Source organism: Halopiger thermotolerans, assembly GCF_054654555.1.
On the sequence record NZ_BAAIEU010000004.1, the window covers coordinates 2,053,187 to 2,068,627 of the forward strand.

At 67.8% G+C, this 15,441-nt stretch carries 12 protein-coding genes; 8 read left to right on the forward strand and 4 right to left on the reverse strand.

The window, feature by feature from the left end; genetic code table 11:
• The 3 genes from ACYQ26_RS18045 to ACYQ26_RS18055 all read left to right on the forward strand — a co-directional run bounded on the left by ACYQ26_RS18045 (position 1) and on the right by ACYQ26_RS18055 (position 4,875).
• Complete coding sequence (locus tag ACYQ26_RS18045) at positions 1 to 678, forward strand: YesL family protein (RefSeq protein ID WP_459810272.1); 678 nt, start codon at positions 1 to 3, stop codon at positions 676 to 678.
• Between the two features lie 157 nt (positions 679 to 835).
• Positions 836 to 2,062, forward strand: coding sequence for an ABC transporter ATP-binding protein (locus ACYQ26_RS18050; RefSeq protein ID WP_459810273.1), 1,227 nt, complete (start codon positions 836 to 838; stop codon positions 2,060 to 2,062).
• 17 nt (positions 2,063 to 2,079) lie between these two features.
• Positions 2,080 to 4,875 (forward strand): glycoside hydrolase family 2 protein, encoded by a 2,796-nt coding sequence (locus ACYQ26_RS18055; protein ID WP_459810274.1) that lies wholly within the window; start codon positions 2,080 to 2,082, stop codon positions 4,873 to 4,875.
• Positions 4,876 to 4,901: 26 nt separating this feature from the next.
• Here ACYQ26_RS18055 and ACYQ26_RS18060 read toward each other — a convergent pair whose 3' ends face one another.
• Together ACYQ26_RS18060 and ACYQ26_RS18065 are read right to left on the reverse strand one after the other, a co-directional pair.
• Entirely contained in the window at positions 4,902 to 5,348 is a 447-nt protein-coding gene (locus ACYQ26_RS18060; RefSeq protein ID WP_459810275.1) for a universal stress protein, read from the reverse strand.
• Between the two features lie 372 nt (positions 5,349 to 5,720).
• Entirely contained in the window at positions 5,721 to 6,485 is a 765-nt protein-coding gene (locus ACYQ26_RS18065) for an IclR family transcriptional regulator (RefSeq protein ID WP_459810276.1), read from the reverse strand.
• A gap of 162 nt (positions 6,486 to 6,647) precedes the next feature.
• Here ACYQ26_RS18065 and ACYQ26_RS18070 point away from each other — a divergent pair, with 162 nt between their 5' ends.
• The 3 genes from ACYQ26_RS18070 to ACYQ26_RS18080 all read left to right on the forward strand — a co-directional run bounded on the left by ACYQ26_RS18070 (position 6,648) and on the right by ACYQ26_RS18080 (position 10,155).
• A complete protein-coding gene (locus ACYQ26_RS18070; protein WP_459810277.1) occupies positions 6,648 to 7,205 on the forward strand; it encodes an LUD domain-containing protein in 558 nt (185 codons plus the stop codon).
• Positions 7,198 to 9,456, forward strand: coding sequence for an LUD domain-containing protein (locus ACYQ26_RS18075; protein WP_459810278.1), 2,259 nt, complete (start codon positions 7,198 to 7,200; stop codon positions 9,454 to 9,456). Before ACYQ26_RS18070 ends, ACYQ26_RS18075 begins: the two co-directional genes overlap by 8 nt.
• A 420-nt stretch (positions 9,457 to 9,876) precedes the next feature.
• Positions 9,877 to 10,155: a ubiquitin-like small modifier protein 1 gene (locus ACYQ26_RS18080; protein WP_459810279.1), complete on the forward strand. Its 279-nt coding sequence runs from the start codon at positions 9,877 to 9,879 to the stop codon at positions 10,153 to 10,155.
• Positions 10,156 to 10,905: 750 nt separating this feature from the next.
• Here ACYQ26_RS18080 and ACYQ26_RS18085 read toward each other — a convergent pair.
• Positions 10,906 to 13,275: a GAF domain-containing protein gene (locus ACYQ26_RS18085; protein WP_459810280.1), complete on the reverse strand. Its 2,370-nt coding sequence runs from the start codon at positions 13,273 to 13,275 to the stop codon at positions 10,906 to 10,908.
• Between the two features lie 152 nt (positions 13,276 to 13,427).
• Positions 13,428 to 14,402 carry a nucleotidyltransferase family protein gene (locus ACYQ26_RS18090; RefSeq protein ID WP_459810281.1) on the reverse strand — a complete coding sequence of 325 codons (975 nt, stop codon included), beginning with the start codon at positions 14,400 to 14,402 and terminating at the stop codon, positions 13,428 to 13,430.
• Positions 14,403 to 14,568: 166 nt separating this feature from the next.
• On the opposite strand from ACYQ26_RS18090, the gene ACYQ26_RS18095 reads away from it, so the two are divergent.
• Together ACYQ26_RS18095 and ACYQ26_RS18100 are read left to right on the forward strand one after the other, a co-directional pair.
• On the forward strand, positions 14,569 to 14,865 hold the full coding sequence (locus ACYQ26_RS18095; protein WP_459810282.1) for a transcriptional regulator: 297 nt from the start codon (positions 14,569 to 14,571) through the stop codon (positions 14,863 to 14,865).
• 176 nt (positions 14,866 to 15,041) lie between these two features.
• Positions 15,042 to 15,404 (forward strand): DUF7344 domain-containing protein, encoded by a 363-nt coding sequence (locus ACYQ26_RS18100; protein ID WP_459810283.1) that lies wholly within the window; start codon positions 15,042 to 15,044, stop codon positions 15,402 to 15,404.
• The last annotated feature ends 37 nt before the right edge of the window (positions 15,405 to 15,441 follow it).

Here is a 15,441-nt window from a genome sequence, read left to right on the forward strand (position 1 = left end):
ATGCGCCAACAACAACTCCAACCCCAATCGAACGATCTCGACCCGATGTACGCCTCGCTCCGGCGAACGGCGCGGTTCGTCTGGGACAACCTCGTCGAGGTGGTCCAGATCAGCCTCGCGTGGTTCCTCGCGGTCCTGCCGATCGTCACGATCGGGCCGGCGACGGTCGGGGCCTACCGGGCCGTGCTGTCGCTTCGCGAGGACGACGTCGACGGCATCGACCGCGGGGCGGTCCTCGAGGCCGTCCGCGAGGGGTTCGTCCACGCGACGCTGCTGTCGTTCGTCCCGCTGGTGTTGCTCGTGAGCGCTGCCAACTACGCGCTGGCGTACCTCGCGAGCGGGGCGGTGACAGCCGGCCTGCTCGGCCTGGGCTGCCTGTACGCGGGGCTGTACGCCGGTCTCGTCTCGATGCCGACCCTGCTGGGGCTGGCGGCGGGGAAACCCGTCCTCGCGGCGTTCGCGGACGGCTACCGGTGGACGGCCCGCCACGCGGTCGGCGCGGTCGCGCTCGGCGTGGTGACGGTCGTCCTGTTCGTCGTCAGTTCCGTGCTGACCGTCGCCGTCGCGGTGCTGTTCGCCGGCGTCGCGTTCGCCCTGCACGTCGAGTTCGTGGCGAGCGTCTCGGCGCCGACGGAGGCGACCCCGATCACGACGGAAGCGGAGGTGACCGACGCGTGAGCGCGACCGCGGGCGGCGGCGCTCGGACGCGTCTCGGTATCGACTCCCCGGCGACGGGCGAAGCGGGTGTAGCTGCAACTGCGACCGACGCGGTCGCACCGACGGCAACGATCGAAATCGATCGCGACGCACGCGACTCGCAAACGGTGCTACGACAATGAGCAACGCAAACGACATCAGCGACACGGACGCGGAATCGAACCTGAAAGCGACGGCGGCATCGACGGCCATGGAGTCGGACTCGGAGTCGGCCTCGGTCACCTTCGAGGACGTCCGGAAGGTCTACCTCGACGACTTCGTCGCCATCGAGAACTTCAACGCCCGCATCGAGGACGGCGAGTTCATCACCATCGTCGGCCCCTCGGGGTCGGGCAAGTCGACGCTGCTGCGGATGATCGCCGGCTTAGAGGAGATCACCGCCGGCGACATCAAGATCGGCGACGAGAGCATCAAGGGCGTCGAACCGCAGGACCGGGGCATCGCGATGGTGTTCCAGAACTACGCGCTGTACCCGCACATGTCCGTCCGGAAGAACATGTCCTACGGGCTGAAGCTGACGACGGACCTCTCCGACGAGGAGATCGAAAAGCGCGTCGAGGAGACCGCCGAGATGATGGGGATCGGCGATCAGCTCGACGCCAAGCCCAGCGAGCTCTCGGGCGGGCAGCAACAGCGCGTCGCGACCGGCCGCGCGATCGTCCGCGATCCGAAGATCTTCCTGATGGACGAGCCGCTCTCGAACCTCGACGCGAAGCTCAAGGTCCACATGCGGACCGAACTCCAGCGGCTCCAGGAGGAACTGGGAACGACGACGATCTACGTCACCCACGACCAGCACGAGGCGCTGACGATGAGCGACCGGATCATCGTGCTCGACGGCGGCGAACTCCAGCAGTTCGCGACGCCCGAGGAGGTGTACAACAACCCGGCCAACCGGTTCGTCGCGGACTTCATCGGCAGCCCGGCGATGAACTTCTTCGACGTCTCGCTTTCCGGGTCGACGCTCGTCGGCGACGGGTTCACCTACGACATTCCCCCGTCGATCGTCGACGAGATCCGCGACGCCGGCGCCGGCGACGACCTCGAGTTGGGGATCCGCCCGGAGGACATCGAGTACGGCGGCGACGGCGACTCGATCGCCGCGACCGTCGAGGTCGTGGAGGTCGCGGGCAGCGACAACTTCGTCTACCTCGACATCGAGGGCTCGGAGTGTCGCGTCCGCGTGCCGGGCGACGTGAAGCCGGACGTCGGCGACCGGATCGAGATCGCGTTCGATCCCGACGACATCCACCTCTTCGATACGCGCACCGGCGACAACCTGCTGGCCGACATGCGCCGGGAGTCGCGCGACGAGACCGAGGCAGAGACGGAGGAAGCGGCCTGACGGGGCCGCTGCGGCATATGAGTACGCACACGCACTCGAGCGCGGACGGCGACCGGCGGCGGATCGACCTGGCCGGCCCGTGGGAGTTCATCACGGACCCCGAGGAGCGCGGCCGCGAGCGCGACTGGGCGGCCCCGGAGGGCTCGTTGCCCAACAGGGCGCGCACGGTCGAGGTTCCCCACGTCTGGCAGGAACGCGACGAGTTCCGCGAGTACACCGGCACCGCGTGGTACCGACGGACGATCGACCTCGAGGCGCCGCCCGAGAGAGACGGCGACGACGGCCGCCGCGCCCTGCTCCAGTTCGGCGCCGTCGACTACGAGTCCGTCGTCTACGTCAACGGGACCCGCGTCGGCTCGAACCGGGGCGGTTACCTCCCGTTTACCGTCGACGTCACCGACGCGCTGGTCGACGGCGAGAACGCGATCGCCGTCGAGGTCACCGATCCGGACGACATCTCGGAGATCCCCCACGGGAAGCAGGGCGAGCCGTGGTACCAGCGCGTCAGCGGCATCTGGCAGGACGTCACCCTCGAGTACGTCCCCGCCTGCCGCGTCGAGCGGATCCGCGCGACGCCGAACCTCGCGAACGATACCGTGTGGATCGAACTCGAGACGACGGCCGACGCCGTCGCCGCCGTCGAGGACCCGTCGGCGATCGACGCGACGATCACCGTCGAACGCGACGGCGACGCGATCGTATCCGCGACGACCGCCCTCGAGGGCGACGGTGCGGCCGAGGTCACACTCTCGCTCGACGACCCCGACTACTGGACGCCCGAGACGCCCGCGCTCTACGACGTACGGGTCACCCTCGAGCGCGACGGGGCCGTCGTCGACCGCTACGGGGACTACTTCGGCATGCGAAGCGTCGAGGCCCGCGACGGGCGAATCTACCTGAACGGCGAGCCGTATCCGATCCGCGGCGCGCTCGAGCAGGGGTACTACCCGGAGACGCTGTACCGGCCGTCCGGCGACGACTGGTTCGAGGAGGGGGTCCGGACCGCGAAGGACCTCGGTTTCAACCTCCTGCGCAAGCACATCAAGCCGGCCCATCCCGACTTCCTCGAGGCGGCCGACCGACTGGGGCTCCTCGTCTGGGAGGAACCGGCGAACCCCTCGGTGCACACGGAGCGCTCGACGGCGGAACTCGCCGAGCAGCTGTGGGGGATGATCGAGCGCGATTACAACCGGCCGAGCGTCGTCATCTGGAGCATCTACAACGAGGAGTGGGGGATCGGCAACCCGCAGGGGCTCGACGTCGAGACGTCGCTGTGGGACGACGAGTCGAAGCAGGCCTCCCTCGCGGAACTGTACGAGGAGACGAAGGCGACCGATCCGACGCGACTCGTCTGCGACAACTCGGGGTGGGCCCACGTCGCGACCGACCTCAACGACTACCACCGCTACTTCGTCAGTCCCGACCGCGCGGACGCGTGGGCGGCCGACCTGGACGGAATGATCGAGAATCCGGCGGCGAACTACGCGGCGACCGAAACCGACCCCGACGACGCGCCGATCGTCGTCTCGGAGTTCGGCACCTGGGGCCTGGGCGACATAGAGGCCGTCGAAGCCGAATACGACGGCGAGCCGCCCTGGTTCGACTACGAGTTCCTCCCCGAGGGGCTGAAACGCCCCGCCGGCTACCGCGAGCGGTTCGCCGACTCGGTCCTGTCGGAGGCCTTCGACGACCTCGAGGCGCTGGCGGAAGCCTGGCAGCGCCGGCAACTCCGCTCGAACAGGGACGTCATCGAGCAGATGCGCGCCCGCGACGAGATCGCGGGGTACGTCCTGACCGAGTTCTCCGACATCGAGTGGGAGTTCAACGGCCTGCTCGACTACCGCCGCGAGCCCAAGGGGACCGTCGAGGCGTTCGCGCGGGTCAACGCTCCGGTCGCGGTCCAGTTGGATCTCGAGTCGCGGGCCGTCTGGGACGACGAACGGATCACAGCGGACGCGATCGTCGTCAACGACACCGCCGAGGCGGTCGAAGCGGACCTCGCATGGTCCGTCGCGGGTCACTCGGGTCGGCGAACGGTGGCCGTCGATCCCGTCTCGAGGGTTCGAGTCGCGGATCTGGTCGACGTCCCCGCCTCGGCCGTGACGGCTTCCAGCGACTCGGTGACTTCCGAACCGATCACCCTCGAGTTCGGCGACGCGCGGACCGAGGAACCCGTCACCGTCTGTTCGCGATCGCGGCCGCGGTTAGACACCGAGCAGGGCGGCCGGTTCGCCGACGCCACGATCTCCGTCGACGACGCCGAACTGCTGACCGCTCTCGAGGACCGCGGCGCCGACGACGACCGCGGCTGGACGGTCGTCGACCGACTCGATGCGACTGTCGACGTCGCCCTCGTCACCGAGACGACCGACGACGTGCTCGAGTACGCCCGCGACGGGGGCGACGTGCTGGCGATTGCAGACGCTGACGGCTCGCTTGCGGACGGCGATTCGTCGGCGACGGCGTTCGACTACCGGGAACTGCCCGAGGACGAGAGCTGGAATCTCGTGGCGTCGCTGCTGTTCACCGTCGACGAGCGCCTCGAGCGGCTGCTCGGGACGGTCCCCGGCTGGGAACTCGACGGGCTGTTCCCCCACGCGGTCGCGGACGCCGAACAGGCGGACGACGTGGCCGTCGGCTACGTGGAAGGGTGGCTGGCGAACCCGTCGGCGGCGATCGCGACCCGCGGCTACGGCGACGGAACGATACAGACGTGCACCTTCCGCGTCGCCGACGCCTACGGCGAGCATCCGACCGCGACCGCGCTCGTCGACGACCTGCTCTCGAGGCGCCTCGAGTCGGCCGCTGGGTGACGCGCCGAGCGACGGGGCCCTAAGCCCTACGCCTCCCGCTCGTCCGCGTCCTCATCCATGACCGCGAGCACCGGACACGACGCGTCGAGCAGCACGGACTGGGTGACGCTGCCGAACAGCGCCTTGCCGACCGGCGACCGCGAGCGGCCCCCGACGACGACGTAGCACGCGTCGACCTCCTCGGCGTACTCGAGGATCTCCGCGGGCGCCTCGCCGGTCCGGCCGATCGCCTCGTACTCGTCGGTCACGCCCTCGGCGACGTCGGCGATAACCTCCTCGGCGATCTCCTGGGCCCGCTCCGGCGACACCGAGTCGTCGACGTCAAGCGACTTGTTGATGAGATTGCGGTGCGTCGGTCCCTCGTAGACGAGGACGGCGTGGAGCGGTTCGTCGAACTGCTTCGCCAGCGCCCACCCTTCGCTGAGCACCCGCCTCGAGCCGTCTTCGCCGTCGATCGCCGTTACGACGACCATACCGGCACTCTCTAACGACCGTCCGTAAATAACTTATTTCGGCCGTGCAACCAGTTCGCCTCGATCGACGTTTCGACCGACGGCGGCGGCCGACTGACGGGCCGCCCTCGAGAGGATCGGGGGTGGCGACGACCCCGAGTAACGAGGGCGGAGCGACGACCGGACCGATCTGCGAACTGAGTCCGGTTCCGCGATGGCCGACTCGACGTGACGATCAGCCGGCGTCGCAGACCGGGTTCGCTCCCGCCGGACGATCGGCGTTCGGCTCGGCCGTCGGGATCGCCGAGCGGGACGTCGTTCGTCGCGAATTCGGGCGCAGTCGCGTCGCCCGACACACCCGATATCTCGCTACGTCCGGCGACGGCGAACGGGTCACGAATACGTCATGTTGACCTCGATCACGTTCGCGGTGCTCAGAACGTGTTTCGGAATCTCCTCGTCGAACCGGTCCCCGGTGAAGCGGTTCGTCGGGCCGGAGACGCTGATCGCGCCGAGCGGCTCGTCGTTCTCGTCGCAGATCGGCGCCGCGATACAGCGCATGCCGAGCACGCGTTCCTCGTCGTCGACCGCGTAGCCGCGCTCGCGGATCTCCGCGAGTTGGGCCTTCAGTTCGTCCTCGTCGGTGATCGTCCGCTCGGTCACGGCCGGCAGTCCGTGCCGATCAATGATCTCGTCGACCGTCGATTCCGGGCGATAGGCGAGGATCGTCTTGCCGAGCGCCGTCGTGTGGAGGTGCACCCGCTTCCCGATGTGGGTGTCGAGGGTGACCGCGTCCTCCCCTTTGAACTTGTTGAGGAAGATCCCCTTCCCGTGTTCCTCGATCATCAGATTGGCGTGTTCGCCCGTCTCCTCGGCGAGCTTCTTGATCTCCGGCGACGCGACCTGGTACAGTTTCATCCGACTGCGGGCGAACCCGCCGAGCTCGAGAAACCGCGCGCCGACGTGGTAGGTCCCGTCCTCGTTGACCAGGTACTCGGCTTCGGTCAGCGTCCGGAGGTGGTCGTGGACCGTACTCTTGGGCATCTCGAGTTCGGCGGCCAGCTCCGCGACGCCCGCGCCCTCGAGTTCGTGGAGCGCCTCGACGATCCGGAACGTCGTCGCGGCGGCCTGCACCGGATATGTGGGTCGTTGTGACATTTGGTCCGTAATTGCACACCAGTCTATTTAATAGTTGTCCGGTCTCACCGGATCGAACGCGGCCGGTGGCCGTCCCGGAGTCTCAGCGGTGCGATCGACGGGCCGACCCGGCCCGTAATGGTAAGACCCAAATTAATGGCCTTCGTTACCTATCCTCAAAGAATGGCAACGCAACTCGAAGCGTTCGAAACGAAACTCGGCAGCGTCCGAACGGACGTGACCCGGGCGACCCCGTCGACGTTCGAGGCGGCAGTCGCCGACGCGATCGTCGAACCGGCCGTCGGCGCCTCGCTCCCGTTCGACGGCGTCTCGCTCGCGGACACGGCGGTCGTCCGCGACCCGACGCCGACCCAACTGCGCGAGGCCGCCTGCGGCGTCACCGCCGCGGCGCTCGGCGTCGCCGACTACGGCTCGGTCGTCCTCGAGGCGACGCCGGACGGCGCCGAGTTCTCGGGGCTGTTTCCGGATCGCCACGTCGTCGTGCTCCGCGAACGGGACATCGTTCCCGACATGGCCGCGGCGTTCCGGCGCCTCGGCGAGCGGTTCCGCGAGGGGCGAGACGACGCGGTGATCGCGACCGGTCCGAGCGCGACGGCCGACATGGGCGAACTCGTCCACGGCGTCCACGGGCCGCGCGAAACGCACGCGATCATCCTCGAGAGCGAGAGCGAGGAGCAAAGCGAAAGCGAGAACGGGAACCGAGGCCAAAACGATGTCTAGCGACCGAGCGACGAAGGCCGACCGCATCCGCCACCTGCTGGCCACCGAGGGCGCCAGCGTCGGGGAGAACGCCCGCGGATTCAACGCGGGTCGCTACGAGTCCGTCGAGCGGCTCGAGGACTACGAGGACTACAAGGACCGAGCGCGGGCGATCAAGGAGGACGCGATCCAGCGCCTGCCCGAGCTGATCGAGCAGGTCCGCGAGACCGTCGAAGCTAACGGCGGCACCGTCTACGTCGCCGACGACGCCGCGGACGCGAACCAATACATCCGAGAGGTCGTCCGCGACAACGACGCCGAGACGGTCGTCAAATCGAAGTCGATGACCACCGAGGAGATCGACCTCAACGAGCACCTCGAGGCCGAAGGCAGCGAGGTCTGGGAGACCGACCTCGGCGAGTTCGTCCTGCAGGTCGCCGACGAGGCGCCCAGCCACATCGTCGCACCGGCGATCCACCGCTCGCGCGAGGACATCGCCCGCCTGTTTAACGAGCACTTCGATCTAGACGAAGATCTCGAGACGGCCCAGGAACTGACCGAGTTCGCCCGGGAGTACCTCGGCGAGCGCATCGACGACGCGGACGTCGGGATCACCGGCGCGAACTTCATCACCGCGGACACGGGGACGATGGCGCTGGTCACCAGCGAGGGCAACGCCCGCAAGACCGTCGCCGTGCCGGACACCCACGTCGCCGTCGCCGGCGTCGAGAAGATCATCCCGACGTTCGAGGACCTCCAGCCGTTCGTCGAACTCATCGGGCGCTCGGGGACGGGCCAGGACATCACCTCCTACGTCTCGCTGTTCTCGCCGCCGGTCGGGACGCCGACGATCGATTTCGACTCGGACGAGCCGATCGCCGACGCCGGGTCCGAGGACCGGGAGTTTCACCTCGTCCTGCTGGACAACGGCCGCATGGAGATGCGCGAGGACGATCAGCTGCGAGAGACGCTGTACTGCATCCGGTGTTCCGCGTGTGCGAACTCGTGTGCGAACTTCCAGTCGGTCGGCGGCCACGCCTTCGGCGGCGAGACCTACTCAGGCGGCATCGCGACCGGGTGGGAGGCCGGCGTCCACGGGCAGGACTCCGCGGCCGAGTTCAACGACCTCTGTACCGGCTGCTCGCGCTGCGTCAATCAGTGTCCGGTGAAGATCGACATTCCGTGGATCAACACCGTCGTCCGGGACCGCATCAACCGCGACGCCGACGACGGCCAGTTCGACTTCCTGGTCGAAGGACTGACGCCCGACGAGGAACCGGCCGGGCTCGACGTCCAGAAGCGGTTCTTCGGCAACTTCGCGACGCTCGCGAAGCTCGGCTCCGCGACCGCACCCGCGTCGAACTGGCTCGCCGACCTGCCGCCCTCGCGGCTGCTCATGGAGCGCGTGCTGGGTATCGACCGGCGCCGCGAGCTGCCCGCGTTCGAGCGGGAGACCTTCGTCGAGTGGTTCCGCAACCGCGACGGGCTGCGGCCCGTCGACGCCAACTACCGCGCCGTCGTCTACCCCGACCTCTACACGAACCACGTCCGGACCGAACGGGGGAAGGCGGCCGTCCGAACGCTCGAGGCGCTGGGCGTCGCCGTCGAGGTGCCTGACGTCGCCGCTTCGGGTCGCGCCCCGCTCTCGCAGGGGATGGTCGCCACCGCGGAGGAGCACGCCCGCGACGTGGCCGCCGATCTGGAGCCGTACCTCGAGGCGGGCTACGACGTGGTCGTCGTCGAACCCAGCGACCTCGCGATGTTCCAGCGCGAGTACGAGAAGCTGCTCGATGCAGAGCGGTACGAGTCGCTCGCGGACCGCAGCTACGAGGTCTTCGAGTACGTCTACGGCCTGCTCGAGAACGGGGCCGATCCCGCGCCGCTGGGCAGGGCCGACGATGCGGTCGGCGAGGCGGCGGCCGGCACCGAGACCGGGACCGCGACCGCCGAAATCGCCTACCACTCCCACTGCCAGCAGCGCACCCTCGAGCTCGAGCCGTACACGACGGCCGTCCTTGAGCGCCTCGGCTACGACGTCGTCACCTCCGACGTCGAGTGTTGCGGCATGGCCGGCAGCTTCGGCTACAAGCAGGAGTACTACGACCTGAGCGTGGACGTCGGCGACCGCCTCCGAAAGCAGTTCGAGGCCCCCGACGCCGCGGACCGCACGGTCGTCGCCAGCGGCACCTCCTGTCTCGAGCAACTGGACGCGCTGTTGACCCGCCGCCCGCGCCATCCGATCTTGCTCGTCGATCCCGGGCGGACGACCTGAGTTCGGGGCAGCGAGAGCGCGTGCGGCGTCCGTCTCGAGGGCGCCCGGTCGGTTCGCGGTCCGCGGCGAGGGCGGCGGGTTCGGAACCGCGCGACCGCACGACCTGTCACCGGACGTAACCTCTTTCACCCGCGCCGTCGTGGATCCAGTCGCCAGCGCATCCCGCCGACCCGTACTCGAGTATCGATCCGATTCGGATGCCTGGTCCGACATGCTGGGTCGGCTCGACGGTCCGAACCGTCGAGCGATCGATCGCGGACGTGCGTCGTCGGGGTTCCGATCGCGGCCCGTCCCGCTGGATCGTCTGCTGGCATCAGAACGGCGCCGTCGGATCGCGATCAGTCCCCTCGACGCGACCCGTTTTCCGTCTCCGTCCAGCAGTGACCGCTTTCAAGGTCGTCGGCACCGAATTCGACGTCGATGCGCGTGACGTGCGAACTCTACGGCCCGCTCCGCGACATCGTCGGCGAGAAGTCGCTCGAGCGGGAGGTTCCCGCCGACGCGACCGTCGGCGACGCGTTCGCCGCCCTCGCGGACGAGTACCCCGCGCTGCGGGACGCCCTTTTCGAGGACGGCGAGTTCGCCGAGTCGGTGACCGTCGTGCGAAACGGCCGAAACGTCGCCCTCCAGCGCGGCGCCGAAACGGCCCTCGCGGACGGCGACGTGCTAAGCGCGTCGCCGGCGGTCGAGGGCGGCTGAGACGGGCTCCGATCGGTCGAACCGGCCCCTCGAGGCCGAATACGGCGGTATCGGCGAGCCGTCGCCGACAGCGAATTCGCCGCCGATCGCCGCGGACTCGAACGTACCCGTCCCGCGAGCGGGTGACTCGAGCGTATCACCGCGTGAATCGACTCCGGTCGAATCTGTATTGTCTTATTCCGTATGTATACGAATACAGATCTAGTGTTAGATAGGTCATTGCACACCGAATTCAAAACGTTGAACGGTAGTCACAGCGACTCGAGCCAGCGGTCAGCGATCGTAGGAACTCGACGCTACGCAACGTTTTATCGCCGTTAAGCCGATACCGCGCAGTATCTCGTTTCCGCGCTTTCCTCGGTTTGGATCCATTACGATCGATCCGCGATGAGTCCAGAATTTCTACTTTTTACGTGAATGCGTGTTCGTATCATCTCCTCTTCGCATCAAAAATACCCGTTTTAACGACACACTTTCATCGATAATGTCCGGGTGTCGAGTTATCGAGTAGAGCGTCGCTTCCCGACACCTACCAGAATTCATAGTATGATAGAGGGCAGGTACGTGAGAGTCTCGAGCTGGTTACAGCCCGCCACAGACAACCCACGCAGCCCGTCGCCGCTCGAAGGCCGTCCGCTCGAGGACTCGATTCCTATCGGACGCTCGGGTACGCCGCTCGAAGAACTAACCTACTACTCAGAACGGAGCCACAGCGCGCGTCGATCCGACGTTCGAACCCGTCGTCCGCCGTCACTCGGCGACGGCGAGACCGGTGATCTCGAACCGGGTGCCGCCGTCGCTGCCGTCGGTCACCGCGATCTCCCAGCCGTGGGCCGCGACGATTTCGTGGACGATCGAGAGTCCGAACCCGGTGCCCTCGGCCGCCGTCGAGTACCCGCTCTCGAAGATCCGCGACCGTTCCTCGGCGGGAATGCCGGGGCCGTCGTCCTCGACGTAAAAGCCGTCCCGATCCTCGAGATCGCCGACCGTGACCGCCACGCCGTCGCCGCCGTGTTCGACCGCGTTGCGAAAGAGGTTCTCCAGCAGTTGCTCGAGCCGGGCTCGATCCGCGAGGATTCGTCGATCGACGCGGGCGCGGAGCGTCGCCTCGACCGTCTCGACGCTCCGCCAGCAGGTCTCGCTGACAGACGCGAGGTCGACCGGCTCGAGGTCGTCGATCCGGTCGCCGTCGCGCGCGAGGGTCAGCAGCTCCTCGATCAACTCGTCCATCCGCTCGAGCGCCCAGCGCGCGTCGTCGAGGTGCTCGCGGACGCCGTCGTCGGCGTCGCCGTCCCGTTCCTCGCGGACCAGCTCCAAGCTCCCCGAAGCGACCTGCAGTGGGTTCCGGAGGTCGTGGGAGACGATGCTGGCAAACCGTTCCAGCCGCTCGTTTTTCGCCTCGAGGTCGGTCGTCCGGTCCCGCAGCAGCGACTCCCGGTCGACGCGCTCGAGCGCGGTCGTCAGGGTCGAGGCCAGGATGTCGGTGAGCTTCGCGTCCGTCTCGCTGAACGCCTCGGGCGTCGTCGCGGTGACGATGAACACGCCGTGGTCGCCGATCGGATGGACGATCGCGCTTCTCGCGGGCGTTTCGCTGGCGAGCGCCGGATGCTCGCGGACGTCGTCGACGTACGCCGGCTCGCCGTCGTCGAAGACCGCCCAGACGAACTCCGTCACCGGATCTGCGGTCGCCGACCGGACGTACTCGGGCGTCGCGTCGAAGACTTCCCGAACGGTGTCGGTCGTCGCGATCGGCTCGAGGCGCTGCATTCCGTCTCGCTCGACGAGTTCGTGGTAGGTCGAGAGGTCCGCACCCAGAATCTCGTGGGCGGCCGTGACCGCAATATCGGCGGTCGCGTCGACGCTCGAGGTGTTCATCAGCGTCTGCGTCCGCTCCTGTAAGAGCTCGAGTTTCCGGGCGTGGGCCGTCCGGTCGAGCGCGCTCGTGACGTTCGCCGCCAGGAGCTTCGCGAACGTGACGTCGGCGTCGTCGAACGCGTCGCGTTCGGTCGAGGACGCGATGAAGACGCCGTGATCGGCCAGCGGCAGCAGGATCTCGCTCCGAACCGGCGTGTCGGGGTTGAGCACGCCCTCGGCCTCGCGAACGTCGCCGTAGACCTGCGGTTCGCCGCGCCGGAACGTCTCCCAGGCGAGCCCGTCGGTGAGCACGGGCGGCTCGCCGAGCAGGTCGCGACTCGAGTCGGAGACGCTGACCGGAACGAGGCCGTCGGCGCCCGCCTCGTAGCGGTGGATGCCGTTGAGCGGGAAATCGAGGATGTCGTCGGCCGCGTCGGTCGCGATCGCCGCGATCTCCTCGACGGTCGTCGCCTCGATCAGGTCCCGCGTCGCGGCGTGGAGTCGCGTGAGTTTCTGCTCGCGCTCCTCGCGGCCGGTCACGTCCCGCACCGTACAGATGAGTTCGCTGTTCTCGGTCGTCGAGACGACGTGGTCCTCGAGAAACGTGGTGCCGTCGGCGCGGCGGCCGGTGGTGCGACCGTGCCAGTAGCCGTCCTCGGCGACGGCGGGCATGAGCTCCGATCGCACGAACTCGACCTCCGAATCGGGGTACAGCAGCTCCCAGTGCTCGCCGAGCAGGTCCTCGGGCTCGTAGCCGTACAGCCGGGCGTAGGCCTCGTTGACGTATCGAAAGTGGCCGTCGGCGTCGAGGATGCTGATGCCCTCCTGTGCGGTTTCGATCGCGGTGCGGTGCCGGCGGCAGCGCCGACGCGCCCGATACGCCTCGACCGCGTCGACGATCCGATCGGCCAGCGCGGCGTACCGATCGGCGCCGTCGTCCTTCCGGAGGTACTCCGTCACGCCCGCCGAGATCGCCTCGCTGGCGACCGCCTCGGACCCGCCGGCCGTAAACAGGATGAACGGCAGATCCGGATACTCGTCGCGAACGGCCTCGAGAAATTCGATCCCGTCCGCATCGGGCAGCTCGTAGTCGCTGACGACGCAGTCGACATCGGCGGAGAGCCGGTCCAGCCCCGCGTCGACGTCGCTGGCGATCGCGACGGACAACCGATCGTCGCGGCGCTCGAGGACCGTCGCGGCGGCCGACCCGACGCTGGGCTCGTCGACGAGCAAGACCGAAATTTCGTCCCCACCCCTGATCGGCATACAGCCCACATACGTGTCCGTGCTCGTGGTTCTTTCGGAACGGGTGACTACCGCCGGCCGTCGGGTCGCGGTTCGCGAGCGCGAGCCGCGGCCGTGACGGCGCGGCGCTGCGGGCGCAGGCGGAGCGCGGAACGCGAGCCGTGAGCCGCGAGCTACTCCGGCGATCCGTTCGTGATCGTCGTGTGGGCGCCGATGAGCGCCCCGGCCAGATCCAGCTCCTCGATGTGGGTCTCCTCGTCGATGATCGACCGGCGAATGTCGCCGTTTCGGACCGTCGCCTCGGGGAAGATGACCGCGTGATCGAGATTCGTGTCCTCGAGGGTGACGTCGCCCATCACGTGGACGTTGTCGCCGATCGTCGCGTTCTCCAGCGTCGCCGACTCGGCGATCAGGGAGTCGCCGCCCAGGTGCCAGGCGACGGCGTCGAGGTAGCTCTCGGGCGTGCCGATGTCGAACCACGCGCCCTCGAACGTGAACGCGTACGTCGGCTCGCGGTTCTGGAGCCACTGGACGAACCAGCCGGGCTCGTCGGGGTTGTTCCCCTCCTCGAGGTAGGTCGGCAGCAGATCGAGCGAATCCTGCGGGAACGCGTAGCAGGCGATCGAGACCAGCGTGCTGTTGGGGTCCTCGGGTTTCTCCTGGAAGTCGACGACTCGGTCGCCCTCGAGTTCGACGAGGCCGTAGGACTTGGCCTTCTCGCGGGAGCCGACGTCGTAGGCGGCCAGCGTCGGCGCGTCGTTCTCCTGAAAGTAGTCGAGGAAGTCGGCGACGTCGAAACTGATCAGATTGTCGCCGGCGATGACGAGCAGGTCGTCGTCGACGTTCTCCCGGTCGATCAGCTGGGCGAGTGCGCCGACGACGCCGAACTTCTCGTCCTCGCCGGTCGTCTCCTCGACGGAGAGCCGGGGTTTCTCGAACTCGCTGTCGGCGAGATGGGCCTCGAAATCGGCGGCGAATCGTTCGTTGGTGCTGACGTAGACGTCGTCGATCCGATCGTCCTCCTCGAGTTCCGCGAAGATGCGATCGATAACGGTGGAGTCGCCGATCGGAAGGAACATCTTGGGCCGGTGTTTGGTAATTGGCCACATTCGGGTCGCGTATCCGCCAGCAAGGACGACGGCCTTCATGTGGGGCCGTTCGCCGGGTGACGGTAAGTTACTTGCCCTTTATGGAACGTGGAATGAGAACGAGCCACAACTTCGCGTCCGACGGGTGCGCGTGACGGCGGGTCCGCCGCCTCGGAGCGAGAGGCGGGAGCGAAACCGTAAAAGACCGCGGCCCGTCAGTCGACGTATGCGCGAGGCCGACGAAACGACGCGACAGCGGCTCGCCGACGCTCTCCGGGCCGAGCCGGCGACGCCGAGCGAACTCGCGGCGGCGTTCGATCTGACGCCCGATGCGGTGCTCCGACACCTCGAGCACGTTTCCCGGACGATCGAGGGCCGAGACGACGAGCGGTTCCTCGTCGCCCCGCCGGAGTGTCGGGACTGCGGCTTCACCGACTTCGACGACCTGCTCAACCGCCCCTCGCGGTGTCCGTCCTGCAAGAGCGAGTCGGTCGCGGAGCCGACGTTTACCATCGAGGGCTGACAGTCACGAACACCGAACCGCGACGTCCCGATCCGACACGCCTATTTAGCGGCGAAGCGAGAAATCGATACGTACCCTCGAGCGAACGACTATCGACGGTCGTCCGCCCTCGGCGCCCCCGCTCGCCGTCGGCGGTCGAAACGCGGCGTCTCGGCCTCGAGGGCCCAGAGATACGCATGACAGCCACGTCAGATTCCACGCTCGACCGGCCGGAGTTCGTGCTCGCGATGCTCGAGTGGCTCCACGGCCGCGAGGTCCCCGCCGAGGTGATCGACGACGCCTTCACGCTACTCGCCGACGAGCGACGGCGGCTGCTCCTCGCGGTTATGACGAGTCACGGGGAGGCGATCACGCTCCCGGACGCCGCCGAGGAAGTCGCCGTCCGCGAAACCGGCCGAGCGGTGACTGACCTGTCGGGCGAGCGGGTCGCGGACACCTACCTCTCGCTGTACCACGATCACCTTCCGCGGCTGGTCGACGCCGGCCTGCTCGAGTACGATCAGGAACGGGATCTAGTCTCGCCGGCGCTGCTCGAGTAGTCGATCGTCGGTAATCGCTACTCGGTGCTCACTTCTA